Here is a 23,192-nt window from a genome sequence, read left to right as displayed (position 1 = left end):
GCTTATCCCGATAAAAGACACACTCAAGATAGCCGGAACATATCGTTTAATGCTCGAAGTCTCCCGGTGGCACCGCCTCGCGCTGGCGATCGCTAAAAATGCTCAAGCCCGCTCTCTCACCATCGGCCTGATCGCTGCGCAATCCCTGTGTGCCAACGCAGAACAGGCGCCCACGGCAGATCCGGACTACAACCCCTACCTGTATCTGGACTGGCTGCCCCGTTCAGAGCTGCCCCCGGAGGCGCGGGCCAAATTACCGGCGATTTGCTCGGGCACCTTTGTCGCCCCCCCCCGGCACTATCCGGGAGCGGACCTACCACCAGACGAGGCCCCGTTGCGCGCAACCGCCGAGCAGTCAATGTGGCTGGAAGACGGCAGCGCAGAACTGAGCGGCAATGTGCATATCACCCAGGGGTACCGCCAGCTGTTTGCGGATCAAGTGGATATCAATCGCTCCAATAATACCGCCTACCTGAGCGGCGCTATCGAACTGCGCGAGCCCAATTTACTGGTACGCGGCAATGAGGCGGAAGTGCATACAGAAAGTAATGCAGCCTCCATAGAAGACGCCACCTACGTGGTACACGACATTTTTATTCACGGCACCGCTGCCTTCGCTGCCCGCCAGGCCAGTGGGGAATTGACCCTGACAGACGGCACCTACACCCGCTGCGAACCGGGCAGAGAGTTCTGGCGACTGAGCGGTGGTGAAATCAATATCGATAAAGTCGAGAGCCAGGGGGTGGCACGAAACGTGCGCCTGGAAATTATGGGCGTTCCGGTGCTCTATCTCCCCTATTTTCGTTTCCCGGTAGACGATGCCCGCATGTCGGGGTTCCTGTTCCCCTCACTGAGCAATAGCGATAAAAACGGCTGGGACGGTGCCGTTCCCTACTATTGGAATATCGCCCCTCAGATGGATGCGACCATTACCCCGCGCTATATCCAATACCGCGGAACCGGCCTGGAAGTCGAGTTCCGCCACCTGAGCCCCGTGTTCAACACCATTGTGCGGGCGGCGGATCTGCCCAATGACAAGGGGGGCAATGACGACCTCTCCCGCGAATTGATCGGCAGGGGCTTTCCGCAAGAGCTGGTGCTGCCCTACAAAGGAGAGGACCGCTGGCTATTTAACCTTGAGCAGGCAGGCGGCTACAGCGGCAGCGTCTGGCGTACTTATATCGATTACACACAGGTCAGTGACCCTGATTACTTCCGCGATCTGAGCACCGCCAACCTGGCAATCAATGCCGAAACCAAGGTGAACCAGACGGTACAGGGTAGCCTCAATTTCGAGAACTGGCGGGTAAATCTTCGAGCCCAGGACTACCAGGTGTTAGAAAATGACGTCTTTGATGCATTTACCCAGTTGCCACGCCTGGATGTGGACGGCGATTACCGCTGGGGCGACTGGCTGTTATCCCTGCAAAACGAAGCCACAATATGGAACCATCAGGATACACAGACAATCACATTTATCCGGGATATAGGCGACCCGGACAGTGTAACCAGTCGAACCCGGGATTTTATTAACGCGGATCGGCTACGCCTGGATTACGAACTCCAATGGGACAAGGCGTGGCTCTGGGGCTACTTCAAGCCCGGCATAGCCGCACGTTACCTGGGGTATCGAGTCAGCGACCTGTTCCTGCCCGAGGATGCCAATAGCACCCCGAGTGCCTCCGCCGGCCAATTCACTCTGGATACAGGCCTCTATTTTGAGCGGGATGGATATCTTTTCAACCGCGATTATGTCCAGACCCTGGAGCCCCGTTTGTTCACCCTGATCAGCAGCAGTGCCGACCAGAGCGGTTTTTTCGATATCAGCGGGGATGACGTTAATGACATTGGCCCTATTGATCCACTGAGCAATAATTTGCTCTACGATACTTCGCTGTTTACCTCCAGTTATGACCAGCTGTTCCGGAACAGCCGTTTTACCGGAAATGACCGTATAGACGATGCCGATCGAATTGCCCTGGGCCTGACTACGCGCTTTATAGACCCCGTTAGCGGGCGTGAATTACTGTCCGCCAGTGTCGGCCAAGCCTTCTATTCAAGTGATTCGCAAATCGGACTGCGCGAACTCATAGAAAATACGCCCCGATCCGAGCTGGCCGCACGCTTGAAGAGCCGGCCCCTGCAGTCCCTGCGTATTGACAGCGAACTTGTCTATGATGACACCGAACATAACATCAACCGCGGTAACTTCAACCTGCGTTACTTTGACGATAATGCCAGGATTTTTAATCTCGGTTATAACTACGTTCGAAATGACAGAATCAGGGGAATTGAGGATGGTAACGAGGTGGATTCCTCCACCCGGCAGCTGAACAGCTCCGCCGTTCTGCCCATTACCCCCCATACCGCTATAATGGCTGGCGCGGCCTATGATCTGACTTTGGATCGGGAACTGGAATACCTGGCAGGTATCGAATATGACGACTGTTGCTATCGTGCGCGCCTGGTGTGGCGTCGCACCCTGGACAATAACCTGGCCGGGATAGTGGCGGCAGAGGATCTGGAGTATGACGAGGGCGTCTTTCTCGAGATACAACTGAAAGGTCTGGGCGGCTTCGGCGCAACCGTAACCCAAATACTGACCCAGGGGATCGCCAACTTTGACCAGAGAGAAGAGCTGAAACCGTGATGAGAATAACGCAGAAATTCACCTCGACATTTATCCTGTCCTCCATTCTCGCTGCCTGCGCCCTGATCGGGGGCCCTGTCACGGCGCAAGTACAAACACTTGACCAGGTGGTCGCGGTTGTCGATGACGATGTCGTGATGGCCAGCGAACTGGCGCAGCGCATGAATACCATCACAGCCCAGATCCAGGCTCAGCAGGTGCAGGCGCCACCGGTGGATATACTGCGCCGGCAGGTACTGGAACAACTGATTATTGAGCGGCTGCAGTTGCAAATGGCCTCCCGAGCTGGGGTCACCATTTCTGAGGCAGAGCTCGATCAGGCGATCGCCCGGGTACAGCAGAATGCCGGTGTCAGTCCGGAGGCGTTTCGCCAGCGCCTGCGCACAGATGGCATGAGCATGAAAAGCTTTCGCCAGCAAATTCGCCAGGAGCTTATGATTCGCCGTGTGGAGCAGGGCAGTGTCAACCGGCGTATCCAGATCACCGAGCAGGATGTCGACAACTTTCTCCGCTCCAAGGAGGGGGCGTTCTGGCGCTCCCCCCAGTATGAGCTCGGCCATATTCTGATCCCCATCAGCTCCAGCGCCCCCGCCAGTGAGGTCACACAGGCCCGCGAGAAGGCTGAAGAACTGCTGCAACAGGCCCGCAAGGGTACAGACTTCCGCCAACTGGCCATCGCCAACTCCGCCGGGCAAAACGCCCTCGCCGGTGGCGACCTGGGTTGGCGTAAAACCGTAGAGCTGCCCACCCTGTTTGCCGATGCACTCAATGGCCTCAAGGTGGGAGAGGTCACCGAACCCTTCCGCAGTGATGCCGGTTTTCACCTACTCAAGATCCACGCCCAGAAAGGCGCCGGTGAGCAACTGGTTGAGCAGACCAAGGTACGCCATATACTGCTCAAGCCTTCCGCCATCCTCACTGACGACGAAGCCTACAACAAACTGATCGGGCTGCGTAAAGAAGCCATGGCCAGTGAAAACTTTGCCGAATTGGCGCGCGAAAACTCAGAAGATATTGGCTCTATGCTTTCCGGTGGCGATCTCGGCTGGTCTATGCCCGGGCAGTTTGTGCCCGAGTTTACCCAGGCCATGGACACGACCAGTATCGGTGAAATCTGCCTGCCCTTTCGCAGCCAGTTTGGCTGGCACATACTGATGGTAGAAGGCCGCCGCAAGCAGGATATGACGGACCAATATATCCGCAATCAGGCCGCCAATTTGTTGCGCAATCGCCGCTACGAAGAGGAGTTGCAGAATTGGCGCCGTGAAATTCGCGACCAGGCCTATGTGGAAATCAAGCTGTCTGAGGAGGCAGAGGCCAATTCCGGCAATGAACAGCGGTAAAGGTCTGGTATCGCGGCAAGACCGGCCCCTTGTGCCGGTTTATTGATTCTCATAGAAAACCGGCGGCCCGATGATACCCAGAATTGCCCTCACCCCCGGCGAGCCCGCTGGTATAGGCCCGGAACTGGTGGTAAAGCTGGCCCAACAGGGCAGCGCAGCGCAACTGGTTGCCATCGCCGACCCAGCACTGCTGCGCCAAGCCGCCATCAACACACATCTCCCCCTGCAACTCTTGCCATTTGGCCCCCAATCCCCTGTCCTCGGGACACCGCCCGGCAGCCTTTATGTACAGGCAGTACCCATGGCTGAGCCGGGGCTTCCCGGAGTCCTGAATACCGCCAATGCCCCCTATGTTCTGAAAACCCTGAAAATAGCCACGCAAGGTTGCCTTAGCAGGCATTTCGATGCCCTGGTGACCGGTCCTGTTCACAAAGGGGTCATCAACGACGCCGGTACCCCCTTTAGCGGACACACTGAATTCCTTGCCCGTCAGGCCGGTGTCGGGCAGGTGGTAATGATGCTCGCCGCCAAAGGGCTGCGCGTGGCCCTGGCCACCACACACCTCCCCCTGAAAGATGTCAGTACCGCCATTACCGGCCCGCACCTCGAGCAGGTTATTGGGATTTTGCACCAAGGCCTGCGCACACAGTTCTGTATAGACTCACCCCGAATCGGGGTATGCGGACTCAACCCCCACGCAGGGGAGGGCGGCCACCTGGGGCGGGAGGAACTGGAGATTATTGAACCTGCCCTGACCAGACTGCGCACACAGGGTTTTCACCTGATCGGTCCCCTTCCCGCCGATACCCTGTTTACACCACCCCAACTGGCCCGGTGCGACGCCGTATTGGCCATGTACCACGATCAGGGACTGCCGGTGTTAAAATTCAAAGGGTTCGGTAGCGCCGTCAATATCACACTGGGCCTGCCCTTTATCCGCACTTCCGTCGATCACGGCACGGCTCTAGATATTGCCGGTAGCGGCAACGCCAGTAGTGGCAGCCTGATGGCGGCCCTATCCGAGGCAATCCAGTTGGCAAAACAACACAAGCATGAATAGCCTGTAAGGCACCCCCAAGCACGCACCCCACTTAATGGCATCTTGAGCAATAGATTATTTGATGGACAACTTTTTCCAGCACAAAGCCCGCAAACGCTTCGGTCAGAACTTTTTGGTTGATGAAACGATTATCGAGCGGATCGTGCGCGCCATTGCGCCCAAGGCATCAGACAGGCTCGTCGAGATCGGTCCCGGCCATGGCGCCATCACCAAACTGCTCCTGCAGCGCTGCCCCAGCCTTACCGCTGTGGAGTTGGACCGGGACCTGATTCCCCTCTTGCAATTCAAATTCAGGGAATACCCGCAATTCAGGGTTATTGAACAGGATGCCCTCAAGTTCGACTTCGGCAGCTTTGCGGTACAGGATGCTCTGCGCATTGTCGGCAACCTACCCTACAATATTTCCACTCCGCTGCTGTTCCACTTGCTCAGTTTCAAAGGCAAGGTACAGGACATGCACTTTATGCTGCAAAAGGAAGTCGTGAACCGCCTGAGCGCCACACCGGGCACCAAGGCCTACGGCCGCCTGAGCGTTATGGCGCAATACCAATGCCATGTGCAGGGACTCTTTCCGGTACCCGCTCAATCATTCCGGCCAGCGCCCAAAGTGGAATCCGCCATTGTACGCCTTACCCCCCACAGCACTCCGCCTTTTCCCGCCAAGGACGAGAAACTGTTGGCGCAAATCGTCAATACCGCTTTCCAGCAGCGCCGCAAGACGCTGCGCAATGCCCTGAAGCCCCTGTTTCCGGAACTTGTGGCAGAATCAGTGCCATTGGATATCAGTCGCCGCCCGGAAACCCTCAGCGTGGGGGAGTTTGTACAATTGGCAAACACCTGCTTTGAACGCAATCAAGAATAACCGTCGAATAGGGTATCTTGGGGAGACACATTGGCCACTTACGCCGTTGGTGATATTCAGGGCTGCTACAAACCACTGCAGCGCCTGTTAAAAAAAATTCCATTCCGCTTTGACCGCGACAAACTGTGGATTGCCGGGGATATGGTGCACCGCGGTGACGACAGCCTCGGTACCCTGCGCTTCCTGTACGATCACCGACACCAGGTCACTGCGGTGCTCGGCAACCACGACCTGCACCTGCTGGCACTGGCACACGGCGCCAAACGACTTTCAAAAAAGGAGCACGATTTAACCCGGGTGCTACAAGCCAAGGATTCGGACAAACTGCTCAACTGGCTGCAAAACCTGCCCCTGCTTGTGCACAAGAAAGGCTACACCATGGTACATGCGGGCATTCCACCGATTTGGAGTATCACAAAAGCCGAAGAACTCTCCCGCGAAGTGCATCGGGCACTCGTCGATGCGTCCATGGCCAAGGCCTATTTCTACGGTATGTACGGCAATGAGCCGCACTGCTGGAATGATCACCTCTTCGGCATTGAGCGGCTGCGCTCCATCACCAACTACTTTACCCGCATGCGTTTTTGTAAACAGGATGGCACCCTGGATCTTGTCACCAAGCGCGGTCCCCTGGCAGCCCATGGGGAATACAAGCCCTGGTTCAGTTTCTCCAATAGAAAAACCCGGGATGACAAAATCATTTTCGGGCACTGGGCCGCCCTTGAAGGGCGTGCAGGCACAAAAAATATTTACGCACTGGATACGGGCTGCGTTTGGGGTGGCTGCCTGACCGCCATGCGACTTGGAGATGAGCAGTTTTTTTATACGGACTGTAGTGGGTAATCGGCATACCGAAACGAGTAAAGCGTATATCGAGGGTAGTCCATGGGATCGGCTTTTTAAAACGGCAACAAGTAAGCTGACAAAGCCAATTGTTATTGCAGGCCTGATTCCATAGCGCCAATCTCCAACTCCTTGAGCTTTCGTGTCAGGGTATTGCGGCCCCAGCCGAGCAGCGTCGCGGCGTCGCGTTTGCGCCCGGCGGTATGCTTTAGGGCGATTTCAATCAGTGCCCGCTCAAAGGCCGGAACCGCCTCGCTGAGGATATCCCGCCGCCCGGCGGCCAGTGCCTGGTCCGCCCAAGCCCGCAGGGTTTTTTCCCAGTCGAGCGGTGCTTCTGCCTCTGCATCCTGATAGCACAACAGCTCTTGGGGCAGATCTTCCCTGTGCACTTCGCGGCCGGAGGCCATAACGGTTACCCAACGACAGGTATTTTCCAACTGACGCACATTGCCGGGCCAGTCGAAACACGAGAGACAACCTTCGGCCTCTCTTGTCAGGATCTTTGGCTCTACTCCCAGGTCTCTGGCAGCGGCGTCAAAGAAATGGCGTACCAGCCTGGGAATATCCTCGCGGCGGTCGGCCAGCCTGGGAATATGGATGCGAATAACATTCAGGCGGTGGAAAAGGTCTTCGCGGAATCTGTGCTGCCGTGTTAATGCCTCCAGGTTTTGGTGTGTGGCGGCAATAATGCGTACATCCACTTTTACCGGAGTATGGCCGCCTACACGGTAAAATTCCCCGTCCGACAGCACCCGCAGCAGACGCGTCTGGGTCTCTGCCGGCATATCGCCAATCTCATCCAAAAATAGCGTGCCGCCATTGGCCTGTTCAAAGTGCCCGGCACGTAGGGAAGCGGCACCGGTAAAGGCCCCCTTCTCATGGCCAAACAGTTCCGACTCCATTAAATCTTTGGGAATGGCGGCCATGTTGAGCGCGATAAACGGTTTATCCCTGCGCGGGCTGTGACTGTGCAAAGCCTGCGCCACCAGTTCTTTGCCCGTGCCGGATTCACCATTGATCAACACGGTAATATTCGAATGGGACAGACGACCGATGGCACGAAATACCTCCTGCATGGCCGGCGCCTCGCCAATCATTTCCTGGCTGCCAGTGCCCTTTGCCAACTCAGCAGGCGCTCCACGGGCCTGACTGCTGGTGTGTATCAGAGCGCGCCGGGTGACCGCCACAGCTTCATCGATATCGAAAGGCTTGGGCAAATATTCAAATGCTCCGCCCTGATAGGCGGCCACCGCGCTATCGAGGTCCGAATGCGCAGTCATAATAATAATGGGCAGCGACGGGTGCTCCTCATGAAAACGTTGCAACAATTTGAACCCGTCGCAGCCCGGCATGCGGATATCACTGATCACCACATCCGGTGGCGCGCTGTAAAAATCCTCCAAAGCGCGGTTGCCACTCTCGTAACACCGGGTTTCGATCCCCTCCCGCGAGAGCGCCCGCTCAAGTACCCAGCGGATCGATTTGTCGTCGTCAATGACCCAAACGCGATGACTCATGCTCTAGCACCCTGTATTGGCTGATTCGGTTGAAAGCGGCAGATAGATCTGGAACACACTGCCTCCGGAGCGGCTGTCATATTGGATCATGCCACCGTGCTGGTTGATGATGTTCTGGGAAATGGAGAGCCCCAACCCCGTGCCCTCAGCGCGCCCGGAAACCATCGGAAAGAAAATCTGCTCCCTTATCGCCTCGTCAATGCCAGGGCCATTGTCCTCAACCTCGATGCAGCAGATCAGCGCGCAGAGGCGCCGGCCGATGGTAAAACGCCGCTGTATACGGGTGCGTAAAATAACCTCACCACTGGCGAGGCCGGAATACTCGCCAACAGCCTGCATGGCATTGCGGGCTATATTCAGCAGGGCCTGTAGCAACTGCTCGCGGTCGGCCGGCAATTCCGGTATGGAGGGGTCATAGTCCCGGTGGATTTGCAGCCTGCCCTCACACTCCGCATCCACCAGCTGCGCCACCCGCTCGAGCACCTCGTGTACATTGGTGGCCTTCAGCCTCAGCCGCTGGCGCGAACCCAACAGGTGATCCACCAGATTGCGCAGGCGATCCACCTCCTCAATGATCACCTGGGTATATTCCTCCAGGGCAGGGTCCGGCAGCTCCCGCTGTAATAGCTGGGCGGCACCGCGAATACCGCCCAGGGGATTTTTGACTTCGTGGGCCATGCCGCGCACCAGGTTGCGTGTGGTCTCCTGGGTGTTGTACAGCGCATCCTCGCGGGCGATGCGCAACAGTCGCTCCACCGGTTGCACCTCGACCAAGAGCATTTGCAGCTCCGGCACTGGAGTTACGGAGTAGTCCACAATGCGCATTTCCCGGTTGTGCAGGTACCAGCGCGCGCGGCGCACCGTATATCTCTCCCCCTTCACCAGGACCTCCCGTAAAGCCTGCCAGGAGCCGGTCTCGCGCACCACCTCGTCCAGCGGCAAGCCATTGACCCTTGCGCTGGATGCACTGAGCAGGTCCTCGGCGGCATTGTTCAGATAGCGAAGCGACAATTCACCATCCAGCACCAGCACGGCGGAAGTCAGGCTGTCCAGCAGCTGGCGGTCATTCAGCATTCAGTCGTTCCCGGTTCAATTCAAAGGCCGGCGCAGTGTTCTGCGCGCGGTGCCACAAGCTCTTGGGTTTGGTCAGTGCAAAAAGCAAACCAAAATGGCGCACGGGGCCAGGAGTATGCTTAAAGGTGGCCCTGCCTGGAGGGCCTGGTGTGCAGCCAGTGCCCTTCTGTTGTGTCCAGCATCATTTCCCATCCCGAAGGAGGTTGGGGCAACGCCCAAATACGAGAATGCACCATATCGGTGCAAAGTTCAAAATTTAACCAGAAGGAAATGGTTGGGTAAGGGTTTCAGGTTCCGTAGACACCGCTGCCAGAGCTGGTGGCGGTGTGCGCTGGGAATGCCTTTGGTTTGGTTTGGGAGAGCCGATACACCCTTACCTGGCTGGCAGGTTGACACTGGGGCGCTGCACATAAAGGGTGATCATCGGGGACTGGGCCAGCACCCGCCCACTGGCATCGGTGAGGACCACCTGCACACTGTGGCTGCCGCGCTCCAGCGTCGAGATATCCAGGGCGGAACCGCTGGAGCTGCCGCGCCAGGGTTGGCCATCGATCACTGCAAAGAATCGGGCGCCGTCTGGATACACCGGCTGCACATCCACCTGCAGGGCAACCAGGCGTTGTCCCGGCGGAATAGTGGCGCCATCCTGGGGGCTGACTATCTGGATTGAGACAGGGCCCGTGTTCTCCCCTGCACCACTATCCGCCTTGGGTGACAATTTGCGCATCGGCAACGGACGCGGCAGGGTGATGGGCTGGATATTGATAGGCGCCAGCTCCACCTTCTCTGCCTGACCGTGTACCGGCGGGGTATCACTGAAGGTCACCTGGCCGTCCGCGCCGACGATCTTGTAAATGGCGCCAGATTCTTTATTACCATCCGGACCGGCAGACACCACCAGGGGCACGGCGAGAAACAATGTCTGTAGCAGTCTTGAAATTCCCATAGCAATAATCAACCGCAACCTGCGGATGCTCCCTTCACAGGCCCTATGACAGGACGCAACCGGTCGGGACAATCAGCCACCGCCAAGGGCCCAACACCGTAATTGAAACGGCAGCCTGAACAGCTGCCCCTTTGATAGTGTACCCCCAATAAAAAAGCCCGCGCCAGGGTGGTGCGGGCTTTGCGCCAAGCGGTCGACACTCTCCCGGTGAGCGGTCGCCGTTACACGGAGTAATACATATCGAACTCGACCGGGTGGGTGGTCATGTTCAGGCGCTCGACCTCTTCGCGTTTCAGCTCGATGTAAGCATCAATCGCATCATCGGTGAATACACCGCCCTCGATCAGGAAAGCGCGGTCCCTGTCCAGGGCGTCCAGGGCACCCTCCAGGCTGGCGGCCACAGTGGGGTACTCGGCCAGCTCTTCCGGCGGCAGGTCGTACAGGTCCTTGTCCGCAGCATCACCGGGGTGGATCTTGTTTTTGACCCCGTCGAGGCCAGCCATCAATAGTGCCGCGAAGGCCAGGTAGGGATTGGCGGTGGGGTCCGGAAAGCGGGTCTCAATCCGCTTGCCCTTGGGCGAGGTCACGTAAGGAATTCGGATGGATGCCGAGCGGTTGCGCGCGGAGTAAGCCAGGATCACCGGCGCCTCGAAGCCGGGCACCAGGCGCTTGTAAGAGTTGGTGGAGGCATTGCACAGCGCGTTCAGGGCGCGGGCGTGCTTCACGATACCGCCGATGTAGTACAGGGCGGTTTCCGACAGGCCGGCGTAGGTGTCACCGCCGAACTGGTTGACCCCTCCCTTCGAGAAGGATTGGTGAACATGCATACCGGAACCGTTGTCACCGACCAGCGGCTTGGGCATAAAGGTAGCGGTTTTGCCGTAGGCATGGGCAACATTGTGCACGGCGTACTTGAGAATCTGCACTTCATCCGCCTTCTTGGTCAGGGTATTGGCGGCAACCCCGATCTCGCACTGGCCGGCGGTACCCACTTCGTGGTGATGCACCTCGACATGCAGGCCCATCTGCTCCATAGCGGAGCACATGGCGGCGCGCACATCGTGCAGGGAATCCACCGGCGGCACCGGGAAGTAGCCCCCCTTGATGCCCGGGCGATGGCCGATATTGCCTTCGGCAAAGCTGTGTCCGGAAGACCAGGCCGCCTCTTCGGAATTGATTTTGTAGAAGGCCCCGCCCATCTCCGCGCCCCAGGTGATGTCGTCGAATACGAAGAATTCGGGCTCCGGCCCAAACATCGCTGTGTCACCCAGACCGGTGGACTTGAGGTATTCCTCCGCGCGCAGGGCGATGGAACGTGGATCGCGCTCATAGCCCTGGCCGGTGATGGGATCAACGATGTTGCAGCGCACAATGACCGTGCTCTCGTCGGTAAAGGGGTCGAGGAAAGCGGTTTCGTCGTCCGGCATCAAAATCATGTCGGACTCGTTAATCCCTTTCCACCCAGCGATAGAGGAACCATCAAACATCTTGCCTTCTTCAAAGAACTCGCCATCCACTTCCGAGGCCGGGATGGAAACATGCTGTTCTTTACCCTTGGTATCGGTGAAGCGCAGATCTATCCACTTGGCCTCACTCTCATTAATCAAGTCGAGCGTTTTCGCTGACATTGCAGTCCTCCAGGTCTTGAAAAGTAATTGGTCGCTCTGCCTTTGCTGTCGGCATTCACGCTTTATCTGGCGTGAAATAAAGCAAGGAGTGTGCCAAATCAGGGCAATCACGCCCCGGTGGCGACTAGCTTCGTACGGCCCTCATCACCGGGCTGGCTGGGGCAGGATAAATACTTTATGGCCGGGCAGCCACCGGGAAATGCACCAAGATGGCACATTTATACGCCACAGATGCACCGAGAGGGTGCACGCCCAGGTTGCCTTCGGCTGGTTTATACTGTCGCATCTTCTATCAACAGCAGTACCCGGCGAATTCCCATGCACTTTGTCGTCAAATTTTTCCCCGAGATCACCATCAAGAGCAACCCCGTGCGCAAACGTATGTCGCGCCAACTCAAGGACAACCTGCTGCGCCTGCTGCGACAGCTGGACGATCGTATCCAGGTGCGCAAGGACTGGGAAAAGATCGATGTGGTTGCTCCGGACGCCGTCGCACATCTGGGCGATCGCATCGAGGAGGTGCTCTCCAACACCCCCGGCATCGCCAATTTCTCCCGCGTGCGCCAGTTCCCCCTGGGGGACCTGCACGACATCTACGAGAAAACCCTGTCGGTGTGGGGCCCGGCCCTGAAGGGCAAGACTTTCTGCGTACGTGTAAAACGCTCCGGCAAGCACGATTTTCAGTCCCTAGATGTAGAACAGTATGTGGGCGGGGGCCTGAACAAAAACACCGAAGCGGGCAGAGTAAAACTAAAAAACCCGGATATCACGGTGAAGCTGGAGATCCGCCACGACAAGCTCTACGTTATTGAAGAGCAGCACCCTGGCCTCGGCGGCTTTCCTCTGGGTACCCAGGACCCGGTGCTGTCGCTAGTATCCGGAGGCTTCGACTCCATCGTGGCCAGCTATCTGACCATGAAGCGCGGTATCCGCACCCATTTCCTGTTTTTTAATCTGGGGGGGCGCCAGCACGAATTGGGTGTTATGGAGGTGGCCTATTACCTGTGGAACAAGTTCGGCGCCTCTCACCGGGTGCGCTTTGTCACTGTGCCCTTCGACGAGGTGGTGGCAGAAATTCTCGAGCGGGTCGACGACTCCCATATGGGCGTGATCCTAAAGCGCATGATGTTGCGCGCTGCCGGTGTGATGGCAAAAGAGCTGGAAGTGGATGCACTTGTGACCGGCGAAGCCATTGCGCAGGTCTCCAGCCAGACCCTCAAGAATCTCGCAGTCATCGACAGCGTCACCGATACCCTGGTGCTGCGCCCACTGATTGCCAGCGACAAGACCGACATTATCAGGACTGCGCGGGCAATTGGCACAGAAGAATTTGCCGCCAATATGCCGGAATATTGCGGCGTGATTTCGGTAAAGCCCACCACCCGCGCCAAAATCGAGAAAGTGGAAAGCGAGGAGAACCGCTTCGACTTCACTGTCCTCGATCGCGCTATCGGCAACCGTGTGATCCAGAACATCGACGAGGTGATCGAAGAAGTAGGCGGACAGGCGCCGGAGGTGGATATCCACGAGGAACCCGGCAGTGCGGTAGTGATTGATATCCGCCACCCGGACGAAGAGGAACTGGATCCGCTGGAACTGGAAAACGGCGCAGTACAAACCATTCCCTTCTACCAACTCAACAACCGCTTTGCCCAACTGGACCAGGCGCAGGAATACCTGCTGTATTGCGCCCGCGGTGTGATGAGCCGCCTGCACGCCTCCCATCTGCTCGACGAGGGCTACCGCAATGTGGGTGTCTACCGACCGCAAAGGCCCCATCGGCAAGAGAAGGCGGGAGTGGGCAAAACCGTAAAATAATCCCGCTAAGGGTTCATACCGGGAGAAGTTTCGTGCGGGCCGCGGGCACGGTGGCCTGCACACCGGTTAGCTGCCGCAAGTAACCCCCAGGTGCGCCGCCAAAACCGGTGTCAATTTCTCCTGGGGCATAAACCCCCTCAGCCAGCCCGCGGGTGCGCCGTGGCGGTCGATCAGCAGGGTGAAAGGTGTGGCGGGAATGGTACCTACTGTATCGAGCAGCGCACTGCTGATCTGGTAGGCGGGAAAATCCGGGCGCAGCCTGCGGTATTCCGCCATCAGTGCCCGGCGGGAGCCGTTGGTGCCCACCGCCAGGGGCTGAAACTGACCGGGGCATTGGGCCAACAGCCGATTGAGCACCCGCACCTGGCGAAAGCACCAGGGGCACTCGGGTTCAAAAAACACCATCACCGCTGGTTGCCCCTGGTACTGCGCAAGGCTGGTACGCCCGGGGCTGGCCAGGTCTCTCAGTGTCAGATCCAAAAGCGAAGCGCCCTGCGCAGCAGCGGGAAAGGCCGCTATGCACAGGGTAAACAGCAGGAGCAGGGGTAAAAAACGGCGCACTACTACCAGTTCCAGTCAAAGCCCAGATAGAATTCCCGGCCGCGCAGCGGGCCGTAGATATAGGCCACATCGTAAGCGCCCCCGGCATCCCAGAACAGCGGGGATTCCGCATCGTTGACCTGGGTGTAGTCGGTGATGTTATTGCCGCCGACATACACGTTCAGGTTTTCACTCACGTCGAAGGCCACCTTCATATCCAGGGTCCAGTAGCTTTCCGCGCTGTCGCTCTTGCGCTCTCTGCCAGGCTGGTTGTAACCCTCATAACCGTAATCCCCCAAGTCCCGCTGGCCCACCCAACTGGCGCTGGCATATAGCATCCAGGGGCCGCTGCCATAGTCCAGACTGAACAGCGCCCGTTGTTCGATGGGCGCTATGGCGTAGGATTCCTTGAAAATGCGGTCATAGTCGTAGCCTTCCAGGGTAACGGCGAGTTTCAGTGCCTCGTTCAGTGTGTAACCGAGACTGATATCCCCAGCGCTGACAACCGCGCTTTCGCGCATCTGTGTCAGCAGTGGCACACCGTTTTCCGTTTCTCCCAGTGCGGCCAAATGCTCCACGGTTGTGTGTGCCAGTGACAGGGTGCCACTCAGGCGCTCACCCTCGTAGCTCAGCGCGTAGGTTGCGGAGAGGGACTTTTCCAGTTTGTCGATCTCGATGGCAAAGCCATCGCCGGCATCCAGAATACCGTGGTCGGTCTCGAAGAAAGACAGCGGAGCGCGGTAGCCGCGACCAAAGGCCAGGCGCGATGTCCATTGGTCGTTGTGCAGATAGCGCATATCGATCCGTGGAACCAGCAGGGTCTCCTCAATCTCGGTGCCGGGTTTTTCCTCCGCCACAAAGTCGGCGCGTACCCTGTCGAGGCGCACCGCGGCGGCGACTTCCAGTTGCGGCGACACCTGCCAGGTATCCTGCAGGTAGACACCACCGGTGCGGTAGTCAAAGCTATCCTCCACATAGTCGGCGCTCTCGGCACCCGCAACGGAATCGGAGCGCATTTCCTCGTCGCGCAAATCCATACCGAAGGTCAGGGTGTGCGCCTCGCTCACTATCAGGTTGTTGCGCCAGTCGAAGTAAAAGAGGTGGTCGGTCGCCGCATAGTCAAATCCCTCGTAGAAGGAATCCTGTCGGTGTTCAGACCAGGCCAGGGTGAGCATGGCATTGTAGCGCTCATTGAATTCCCGCAACCAGTTGGCGGAAACCTCGGTGCGTTCTGTATCAATCCACTCGGTGGTCTCCCAGGGTTTACCGGTGAACTTGGCGCGTACATCGTCATTTTCAAACAGATGCTCGGATTCCACACCGTCAAAACCCCGCAGCACTGTGCCGATGTTATAGCCCTGGGGGCCGCCGAAGATGGTGGAGTCGGTGTAGGCCAGGCGCAGCACTAGGTTGTCGCGCTCAGTGAAATCATGGGAGACACGGCCAACGTAGCTGGTATTTTCCTGCAACGGGGCTTCGCTGACGCCGTTGTTATCGTTGTCCATCTGGTGATGCTTGTCACCCTGGTACACCAGGCTGGTGCGGGTGCGGTCATCGTCGCTGACATGGCTGCCCATCATACCGACGAAGAAACTGTCGTTATCCTCCCAGGAGGCGTTGATATTGAAACCGGTTTCCTGTGGCTCCTTGGAAATCACGTTGATGGTGCCACCAATGGCCTCGGGGGCAAGCAGCGAAGCGCCGGCGCCACGCGCCACTTCGATACGCTCCACCCCGGTAGTGGCGAGGGCGTCCACCGCATAGTAGCCGGCCATCATGGTGTGCAGGGGGATACCATCGGTGAGGATGGTGGAATGCTCACCGCGCATCCCGTTGAGCATAATGCGCTTCACGCCGCACATGGAGCACTCATTCGAGACCCGCACGCCGGGGGATTTCTCAATGGCCTGGGTCAGGTTGACCGCCTGCATGGCCTTTATGCGGGTTTCATCCACCACCTCGGTTTTCTGGATGGCATCCAGCAGGGTACCGGCGTCGTACAGGCGTTGGCGCACGCCCACAACCACCGTTTCCTCGATAACGCCATTTAAGGGCCCCTCGGCCAGGGGTTCGGCCGCGAAGGCGGTTGGCAGGGCTGCGGCAAAAATCGCCAATGACAGCAGAGTGCGATGATAAGCGGGCATGGCTTGCTCCGAATTCCTGTGACGATACTTCTGATAAATGCGAATGATAAACCCTCTTATTATATGTCGCAAATAATAATGACAGGGTCAGAATACTGTACCGGCACAGCAATCCACGTTTTGTTTTGTGCAGGCAGTGAGCATGATCAGCCCACAGGGGCGACCTGGCGGGCCGCCCCTACTCTCCGAGTTGTTTTCGGAGGGTGTTCGAAGGGTGTTTTTGTGTGGTAGAAATATAGAATGTGGTATTGATTATGAGCATCGCCGCGTGTGGATTAAGTCCCGAATGCATAAGCTAGCTGGAATCTTTGCAATTGGAGTGGTCGACATCTAGACCCTGGAAAGCGCGGAGCTATTGCCGAAAACACCCCTCCTATACTCGAACGGTTGGGTATATCATCAAGACACTGGCTCTATCTCAATCGAAACTTTAAAAGTCGCTTCAAAGATTTGGCAGGGTTAGTAGAGACCGCACGACAAGCCTACACTTTGCTGCATAAACGTTGGATATACGGTTTACATGTTTACCAGCAGTTCCTCTCCCTATGATTTCAACTGACCTTGGATTTCAATAAAAATACCGAATGCTAGGGCCTGTTCACACCAAATTCTGTATAATCCCTTCATGGAAATTACAGCGCAACAATACAAAGTTATCGAAGATTTTCTGCCCCTCCAGCGCGGCAACGTGAAAATATCCAAATTACAAGTGCTGAACGCCATTCTTTACATAGCCGAGCATGGTTGCAAATGGCGAGGTCTGCCGAAGAAATTCGGCCGTTGGCACAGCGTCTACATGCGGGCGAATCGTTGGGCCAAGCAAGGTGTACTGGATAGGGTCTTTCTGGCCCTCCAGGAAAATAATGTGATCAATATCCAGGTCGATCATATCTCTCTTGATTCTACGGCTGTTAAAGTTCATCCAGACGGCACTGGCGCGTTAAAAAAAACGGTCCTCTATCTATCGGCAAATCACGAGCAGGATGGACCACCAGGATTCATATGGTTGCAGCCGGCCACAACCGCGCCGTAGTATTTTCTCTGTCACCGGGGCAGGCTGGAGACGCTCCGGAGGGCCGAAAGCTGCTGAAAAGCATTGAGAACTGCGGTTGGGATGGTGCCAAAGTGATCATGGACAAGGCCTACGAGGGTAATGAAACCCGGCAGTTGGTATTCGATCTGGGCATGGAACCTGTCGTGCCACCGAAGAGTAACCGATTGAGCACCTGGAAATACGACGTAGAGGCGTACAAAAAATGAAGTGGAGGGGCTGTTTCGACGCCTGAAGGGCTTCAGAAGAATTTTCTCTCGTTTTGACAAACTGGATGTTGTTTTCACGTTTTTTATTCACTTTGCGCTTATTGTCGATACTTTAATTAGTGTGAACAGGCCCTAGCTTTTTAGCAAAATACATCCAGGCATCGGACAGGCTATAAATCACTACACCACCCAAAGCCTCTTCGGCGCCTTCCGTAGGTAGGGCTTCATTAACGAGAAGGAAATAGTCTAATTTTTCTAAAGGCTCCTTAAAACTTGCTTTGCAAGCTCTTATTAAGCATCTGGTTTTCTAGGATACAGCTCTTCGTATTTTATCCGGCAATAAAATAGACCTCCCCTGCCAATCAGAATTTAGTCACTATGGCAGGGTGTGTGGTGAAAACCGTTTCAATAATTTTCGCTTCTTGTCACCTGATTTTTTTCTTTGCTCTGCAAGATTTCGGTCATCGCGAACCGGATGTAGAAATTTGCCAGTTTTAATGACAGTATCGATTAAGTTTGCTCGATATTGCTTTTCAAAATATTCTCGATAAAATTTTGGCATCCAATACTGATCTTTTCCTTCGTATTCCTCTTTTAACAGTTTTTCAACTTTCCTGCTCTCAAGGCTTCCCCAGTCAAAAGACTGTAAATTTTCAGCCTGCACTATCTTTGCGAACAAGTACACAACCCAGGCATAATGGTGATACTTGGCTGAATCAGCTGTACCCCAAGGGACTGGGTTCTCGTAGAGATCCAAGTAATCAGTAATTTTTATACCTCGTTCGACTGTGTGGTATATTTGTATTTTTATTTCAGCATCCTCTTTTCCAGAAAAATAATTTTCAATAAAATTATTTAATACAACCCCCTCATCTTTGGCTTTCACATCAAAGCCCAATGGCCGAATTTTACGTGGACTTATCTGACCATAGTGGCGCAACGCTATTTCATACATTGTCATCCGTGACGGCAGATGTGTTCTCAGTGTGCGCAATAAAGTGAGTATTTCTTCCATCTTTTGCGCATCAAGTTCTGAACGTCGGTTTTCTAGAAATTCAAACGCACTGTATAAAACTTTGTTACAGACATTGATCTTAACAACCAGATTTCCCCAGGCACTTTCTGTGCTCATCCATTGGTCAATATTTAATAAATCTTCGCTGGCCGCCAACCACTGATCAAATGGCAGCTGATAATAATTGGCTTGCTGTTGTCGCAGAAAAAACAATAGATCTTGAGTTGCCTGTCTAAGGTCGCCATTATCTAAGAGCAGAATATTATTTTCGATTGTCTTTTTCGAGTAAACAGCTGAGCTTTCATAAAAAGATACACTGGATTTGATAGTATTTGCATGATCTTTTAGCTTGTCTTTAAATACCTCGTAGTCATCGGCCTGAGACCAAACGGGCAATACAGCGGGCATTACCAGAGAAAATATTGTCAACATTCTTTTCACTTAGAAATCTCCCGTGGTTTCAAAACTATATTCAAAAGGTACCTCCGTTATAAATATCCCACCGGTGGATCTAGAAGACTGGTAGCCCAATTGTATCCATGCTCCGTCTGAATTTAAGTCAAGAATACTGTGGGTTTGCCCATATTAAAGTCATAAAAATCAAATACCTAACCTTGCGCCTCAAGCCCATCATCAGAAAACCGCTAAACGCGCGTATCACTCAGGTCCAATTTCCGCTTCACCAAATCCCGGAACAGCTGCGTACTTAAAAATCCAGCTTTATCATCCTTACCGAGGAGCCTTTCCAAGGTTAGATCCCGTGTCTTCCAACCTTTAATTTCATACAAGGTGCCATCTGTGGCTTTGATATCCATTACGCGCTCACCGAGTTTTTTATTTACCGCATCGGTAATCACTTCCCGGACTTCAAAGTCATCAATAACTTTGCCTTCATCAGCCAATTTGCGCAGCATACTGACTACACCAACGGCGCCCCGAGAAAGCTTCAGATTAGGCTGCCCCTCTAGTTTACTACCTTCTTTTTTCACCAGTTGGCCTAGCTGACCAAAAACTTCAACCAATTTGGTTTGTGCGTCCTCGGTTAATTTATTGTCATTGATTAGGTCAGCCACATCGGCAATTTTTCCATAAATTCTTCCATGGAGTCACCCATGGCGCAATTGGAAGGCACACAGGAAAAATGCCTTAAGGCATTAAGCGTATCTTGAGATTTACCGCCCAAGTGGTACAACAGTACACTGGCTTCAATCGTAGATGATTTATGCAAAATTTCACGAATTTCATCGGGGCTAACGCTGAGTTGGTTTAATTCATTTAATTCCTTAATTGCATGTTCAGTCTATTTGTTCTCTATTAGCCATTAGATAGCAGATAATTTGCTCAATATTCTTATCTATGTCATCCAACCATTTTAGATCACTCATCGGAAGTAAGTCTGATATATTGTCAGCTGCCAAGCACTGCATTGTACCTCCTGTTAGCAAGTAATAATAACCCTGCTCAGAATCTTCCCCTGAATCATGGTCTGCCATTAATGGATCTCCTGTAGCATGCATAAAAACAACAGAAGCACCTGTTTTTTCCAATCTCTCCTTTAATAGTGATAAGGAATATGAAGTTTCAAACCATTCCAGCCATAAATAACTTCCTTGCCGCATCAATTTATCAGGTGGAAATAACAACTCAACTAATTTAAAAATCCGCCGCCAATCTAGCTTTACATCATCAGCAAATGCCGGGCGACCTTTTGAAGGCAATAGTGAGTCCAAGGCTTCAATAACTTTTTCATCGTCTGCATGCAGCAAAAAAGTAAGAACTAGGTTCATTCTTTTAGATCGCCTCTTGCGCACACTAAAGCTTCTCTTAAAAGTGAAGGGGCATCATCGGCCTTAGCTGCAGCAATTAACTTCTGTTTAAGTTCCAAGCGATATGGACTTAACTCCATATCATCAAGCCGTAATAGGATTTTGTACATGCTCGGCAAGGCGTTCTTGTGAACAGGTACCTTGACTAAATCGTGCAACTCGCAATAGCGTACACAATCCATAAAATAATCAAAGGTGAAACAAATGTAACTCCATTTATACTTACACTCATCGGCAACCTCCCAAACTCGAGCAAAACCAACCATAAATCCAAGCGGACTAACAGTAATCGGTCTTTGCTGGGAATTTTTCAGCATAAAATAGTCTTTATTAAATAGAGCTTCAGCCACCATTTTTACCATTTTATCACGTTCAGGAAAACCATCTAGACAACCTGAAACATACCTAGCAGCGCCATGTTGTTGTTCACGTGCATAGCGTTTTGTAACAGCTTCGCTCCAAAAATTCCGTATCTGCTCAACCGTTTCAAATGGCATATAAGCAATACGATGCTTAAATTCAAACTTAATTATTACACGCTCACCAGTTTCTTCATCTACTAGAAAGCTGGCAGGCTCCTTACCAAATACATAAAACTCGCCCAAGTATTTATTCAACGGAGTGCCGCCCACTACTTCGATATAACGACGCCAATTATCTTTTCGCTTCTCTATCCATTGAGCATCATCGGTTTTCCATAAATACTGAAACTGTCCATAAACTTCACAGTCTTTGGGATAACGTTGATCGTAACCTGGCCTCATCCCACTATTTCCTCACAAAATAAGTTATCAAATGGCTCGTTAATTTCAAAGTTCGCAAGAACCTCTCGAGCATCATCACCCATAGCGCCTGCTATGCGACTTTGCAGATTGTCTTCCATCTCCAGCCACCAATCCGGAGGAATTTCATCAATACCCTGCAATACATCACCGACAGCACCCATCTGGTCGATTACTTTCTCTTCTACGTTCTTCCGCAGTGCTTCTATCTCTTCTCTCGTTATCTCGCCTGTATTCAAATAATTAGCAAACTCACTGTTGGCAACTTGCTCTGACAATTTCTTTGCCACTTCTTTGGCCTTATCCTCACCCACTTCAATAGCCAGCATATTCATCAGTGTAAATGGCGCCACGGTACTTTTATTTTTACCCACCTGTTTATCCACATAATTATTTTCATGCTTAGATTTTTCGTACCCAACAGTGGTTTTAAAGGCATCCGCTTTCATTTTTCCTGGAGCTTGGGTTAAAAAGTCTTGAACATCATCAAATCCACTTGCTTTAATCTGTGAATCCGTGACAATTCCTGCCTCATCAATCCAAGGTTTATTGCGATAAGTCGGCACCGTCTTAGTCGCCAAACGCCATTTACCATCTTTATCTTTTTCAATTGGCTGGTACTCCCGCGCCTTATCATATTGTTGCCAAGTTTGGATCCAGGTGCGTTAAACTCTTCATCTTCAATCCTAAATAGTTCACCATGAATATAGGTGTGCCACTCTCCTTCTACTGAAACCAACCAAACATTCTTATTTCTCGGATCAGGCCGCACAAAATCAAAATAGTGGCTAAATCCAATAAGTTTAAATTTATTATTATCTCCAATCCATTCAATGTAAGAATTGAAACCGCTCACAAGAAAGCTGTTATCACCCCATACCGGCTCAATCCATAGAGACCCCGGGATAATAAATGTACTTACAATAGTCATAATCGACTCTCAACTATTCAATTGCTTTTGCGCTAACTATTAGTTTTGGTAAAAATCCGTATTCTTAGAATGCGGAATTGCCCTCGGCCCCCTAAAAGGGGGCTATTGAGCCAGCCTTCTTAGAAGACTGGCCGAGAGTTATCCCGCTTTACACTATCAGCGCAAATCCAACCGGGATTGCCGCTGCTCTATATTCTCTTGATTCTTTACATACATACGTATCATGTCAGCATCTACACCAACCGTATCCACACAGTACCCCTTCGCCCAGAAGTGGTTACCCCAGTATGGCTTTCTCCCAAGATAGGGGAAGCGTGTGAAAACCCTCAGTGCTGTCTTCCCCTTCACCATACCCAACAGCGTTGATATCGATACTTTCGGTGGCACCTTCACCAAAAGATGGACATGATCTACTTGAACATTCAGTTCTACCATTAGGCATTGACAAAATCATCTCGGTATAAAATCCCTGCCGCAGTCACTTGCATTAAAGGCAAGGTTACCTGCAATGTAGTGGCAAGCTTTTCTGCATTCAAAAAGTCGCTACCCATTTCGGGGTCCATGTATTTAGCAAAGGCCTCCATAAAACTACCATCCATGACTTTGGCGCCAGTTTTTAACCCCGCAAAAGCCACGTTTCTCGATCACTATGAGAAGAAAAGCCTAAAGAAAATGATCACTATATGGCGGAAAGGCTTGATGGATATCAGCTGGTTTATGTACTGCGTGAATGAATGTATCGTCTCCGAAGGCTATTGTATCCTTCATTTCTGAAACGGATAGATATATTCAAAGTAGTAAATATCCACCGGCGAAGCCGGTGGCTTTAATCGTGAACCGCTCAAAGCGGTCTGTACGGAACTAACGTTCCTTGAGCCCCAAAGGGGGCTGCCTATATCTTCATACCAAGTTCAGTTGCTCTACTCGCCGATCTTCCTTCTCCTGATGACGAA

General features: G+C 53.5%; 18 protein-coding genes and 2 pseudogenes. 7 read left to right on the top strand and 13 right to left on the bottom strand.

Annotation, left to right across the window (positions count from 1 at the left end; genetic code table 11):
* Positions 1–49 precede the first annotated feature (49 nt).
* From Q1A48_RS10840 to Q1A48_RS10820, 5 genes are all read left to right on the top strand, one after another.
* Entirely contained in the window at positions 50–2,650 is a 2,601-nt protein-coding gene (locus Q1A48_RS10840; RefSeq protein WP_299944617.1) for an LPS-assembly protein LptD, read from the top strand.
* Positions 2,650–3,993, top strand: coding sequence for a peptidylprolyl isomerase (locus tag Q1A48_RS10835; protein WP_299944615.1), 1,344 nt, complete (start codon positions 2,650–2,652; stop codon positions 3,991–3,993). Before Q1A48_RS10840 ends, Q1A48_RS10835 begins: the two co-directional genes overlap by 1 nt.
* A gap of 70 nt (positions 3,994–4,063) precedes the next feature.
* Positions 4,064–5,053: a 4-hydroxythreonine-4-phosphate dehydrogenase PdxA gene (pdxA, locus tag Q1A48_RS10830; protein WP_299944613.1), complete on the top strand. Its 990-nt coding sequence runs from the start codon at positions 4,064–4,066 to the stop codon at positions 5,051–5,053.
* 61 nt (positions 5,054–5,114) lie between these two features.
* Positions 5,115–5,915, top strand: a complete 801-nt coding sequence (gene rsmA / locus Q1A48_RS10825; protein WP_299944611.1) for a 16S rRNA (adenine(1518)-N(6)/adenine(1519)-N(6))-dimethyltransferase RsmA — start codon at positions 5,115–5,117, stop codon at positions 5,913–5,915.
* Between the two features lie 30 nt (positions 5,916–5,945).
* Positions 5,946–6,758 (top strand): symmetrical bis(5'-nucleosyl)-tetraphosphatase, encoded by an 813-nt coding sequence (locus Q1A48_RS10820; RefSeq protein ID WP_299944609.1) that lies wholly within the window; start codon positions 5,946–5,948, stop codon positions 6,756–6,758.
* Between the two features lie 92 nt (positions 6,759–6,850).
* Here Q1A48_RS10820 and glnG read toward each other — a convergent pair whose 3' ends face one another.
* The 4 genes from glnG to glnA form a co-directional block, all read right to left on the bottom strand.
* A complete protein-coding gene (gene glnG, locus Q1A48_RS10815; protein ID WP_299944607.1) occupies positions 6,851–8,275 on the bottom strand; it encodes a nitrogen regulation protein NR(I) in 1,425 nt (474 codons plus the stop codon).
* Between the two features lie 3 nt (positions 8,276–8,278).
* Positions 8,279–9,349, bottom strand: a complete 1,071-nt coding sequence (glnL, locus tag Q1A48_RS10810) for a nitrogen regulation protein NR(II) (protein WP_299944605.1) — start codon at positions 9,347–9,349, stop codon at positions 8,279–8,281.
* 373 nt (positions 9,350–9,722) lie between these two features.
* Positions 9,723–10,295, bottom strand: a complete 573-nt coding sequence (locus Q1A48_RS10805; protein ID WP_299944603.1) for a DUF4124 domain-containing protein — start codon at positions 10,293–10,295, stop codon at positions 9,723–9,725.
* 221 nt (positions 10,296–10,516) lie between these two features.
* Positions 10,517–11,923 carry a glutamate--ammonia ligase gene (glnA, locus tag Q1A48_RS10800; protein WP_299944601.1) on the bottom strand — a complete coding sequence of 469 codons (1,407 nt, stop codon included), beginning with the start codon at positions 11,921–11,923 and terminating at the stop codon, positions 10,517–10,519.
* A 318-nt stretch (positions 11,924–12,241) separates the two neighbouring features.
* Between glnA and thiI the strand changes: the two genes are divergently transcribed.
* On the top strand, positions 12,242–13,741 hold the full coding sequence (gene thiI / locus Q1A48_RS10795; RefSeq protein ID WP_299944599.1) for a tRNA uracil 4-sulfurtransferase ThiI: 1,500 nt from the start codon (positions 12,242–12,244) through the stop codon (positions 13,739–13,741).
* 66 nt (positions 13,742–13,807) lie between these two features.
* Here thiI and Q1A48_RS10790 read toward each other — a convergent pair whose 3' ends face one another.
* On the bottom strand, positions 13,808–14,302 hold the full coding sequence (locus Q1A48_RS10790; RefSeq protein ID WP_299944597.1) for a hypothetical protein: 495 nt from the start codon (positions 14,300–14,302) through the stop codon (positions 13,808–13,810).
* Positions 14,303–14,304: 2 nt separating this feature from the next.
* A complete protein-coding gene (locus Q1A48_RS10785; RefSeq protein ID WP_299944595.1) occupies positions 14,305–16,425 on the bottom strand; it encodes a TonB-dependent receptor in 2,121 nt (706 codons plus the stop codon).
* 625 nt (positions 16,426–17,050) lie between these two features.
* Between Q1A48_RS10785 and Q1A48_RS10780 the strand changes: the two are divergent.
* Positions 17,051–17,821 (top strand): annotated as a pseudogene (locus tag Q1A48_RS10780) (IS5 family transposase).
* Positions 17,822–18,061: 240 nt separating this feature from the next.
* Here the strand turns inward: Q1A48_RS10780 and Q1A48_RS10775 are convergent.
* The 7 genes and pseudogenes from Q1A48_RS10775 to Q1A48_RS10745 form a co-directional block, all read right to left on the bottom strand.
* On the bottom strand, positions 18,062–19,141 hold the full coding sequence (locus Q1A48_RS10775; RefSeq protein ID WP_299944593.1) for a hypothetical protein: 1,080 nt from the start codon (positions 19,139–19,141) through the stop codon (positions 18,062–18,064).
* 203 nt (positions 19,142–19,344) lie between these two features.
* Positions 19,345–19,773, bottom strand: a complete 429-nt coding sequence (locus Q1A48_RS10770; protein WP_299944591.1) for a hypothetical protein — start codon at positions 19,771–19,773, stop codon at positions 19,345–19,347.
* A gap of 222 nt (positions 19,774–19,995) precedes the next feature.
* On the bottom strand, positions 19,996–20,487 hold the full coding sequence (locus Q1A48_RS10765; RefSeq protein ID WP_299944589.1) for a hypothetical protein: 492 nt from the start codon (positions 20,485–20,487) through the stop codon (positions 19,996–19,998).
* Positions 20,484–21,290, bottom strand: coding sequence for a hypothetical protein (locus tag Q1A48_RS10760; RefSeq protein ID WP_299944587.1), 807 nt, complete (start codon positions 21,288–21,290; stop codon positions 20,484–20,486). Before Q1A48_RS10760 ends, Q1A48_RS10765 begins: the two co-directional genes overlap by 4 nt.
* Positions 21,287–21,889, bottom strand: coding sequence for a hypothetical protein (locus tag Q1A48_RS10755; RefSeq protein WP_299944585.1), 603 nt, complete (start codon positions 21,887–21,889; stop codon positions 21,287–21,289). The genes Q1A48_RS10760 and Q1A48_RS10755 overlap by 4 nt, the downstream gene beginning before the upstream one ends.
* A gap of 506 nt (positions 21,890–22,395) precedes the next feature.
* Positions 22,396–22,671, bottom strand: a pseudogene (gene tnpA, locus Q1A48_RS10750) (IS200/IS605 family transposase); the annotation flags it as partial.
* 2 nt (positions 22,672–22,673) lie between these two features.
* Positions 22,674–22,874 (bottom strand): hypothetical protein, encoded by a 201-nt coding sequence (locus tag Q1A48_RS10745; RefSeq protein WP_299944583.1) that lies wholly within the window; start codon positions 22,872–22,874, stop codon positions 22,674–22,676.
* Positions 22,875–23,192: the final 318 nt, after the last annotated feature.

It is taken from the genome of uncultured Microbulbifer sp., assembly GCF_947489355.1.
In the GTDB taxonomy this organism is placed as follows: domain Bacteria; phylum Pseudomonadota; class Gammaproteobacteria; order Pseudomonadales; family Cellvibrionaceae; genus Microbulbifer.
This window is presented reverse-complemented; position numbering and strand designations above follow the sequence as displayed.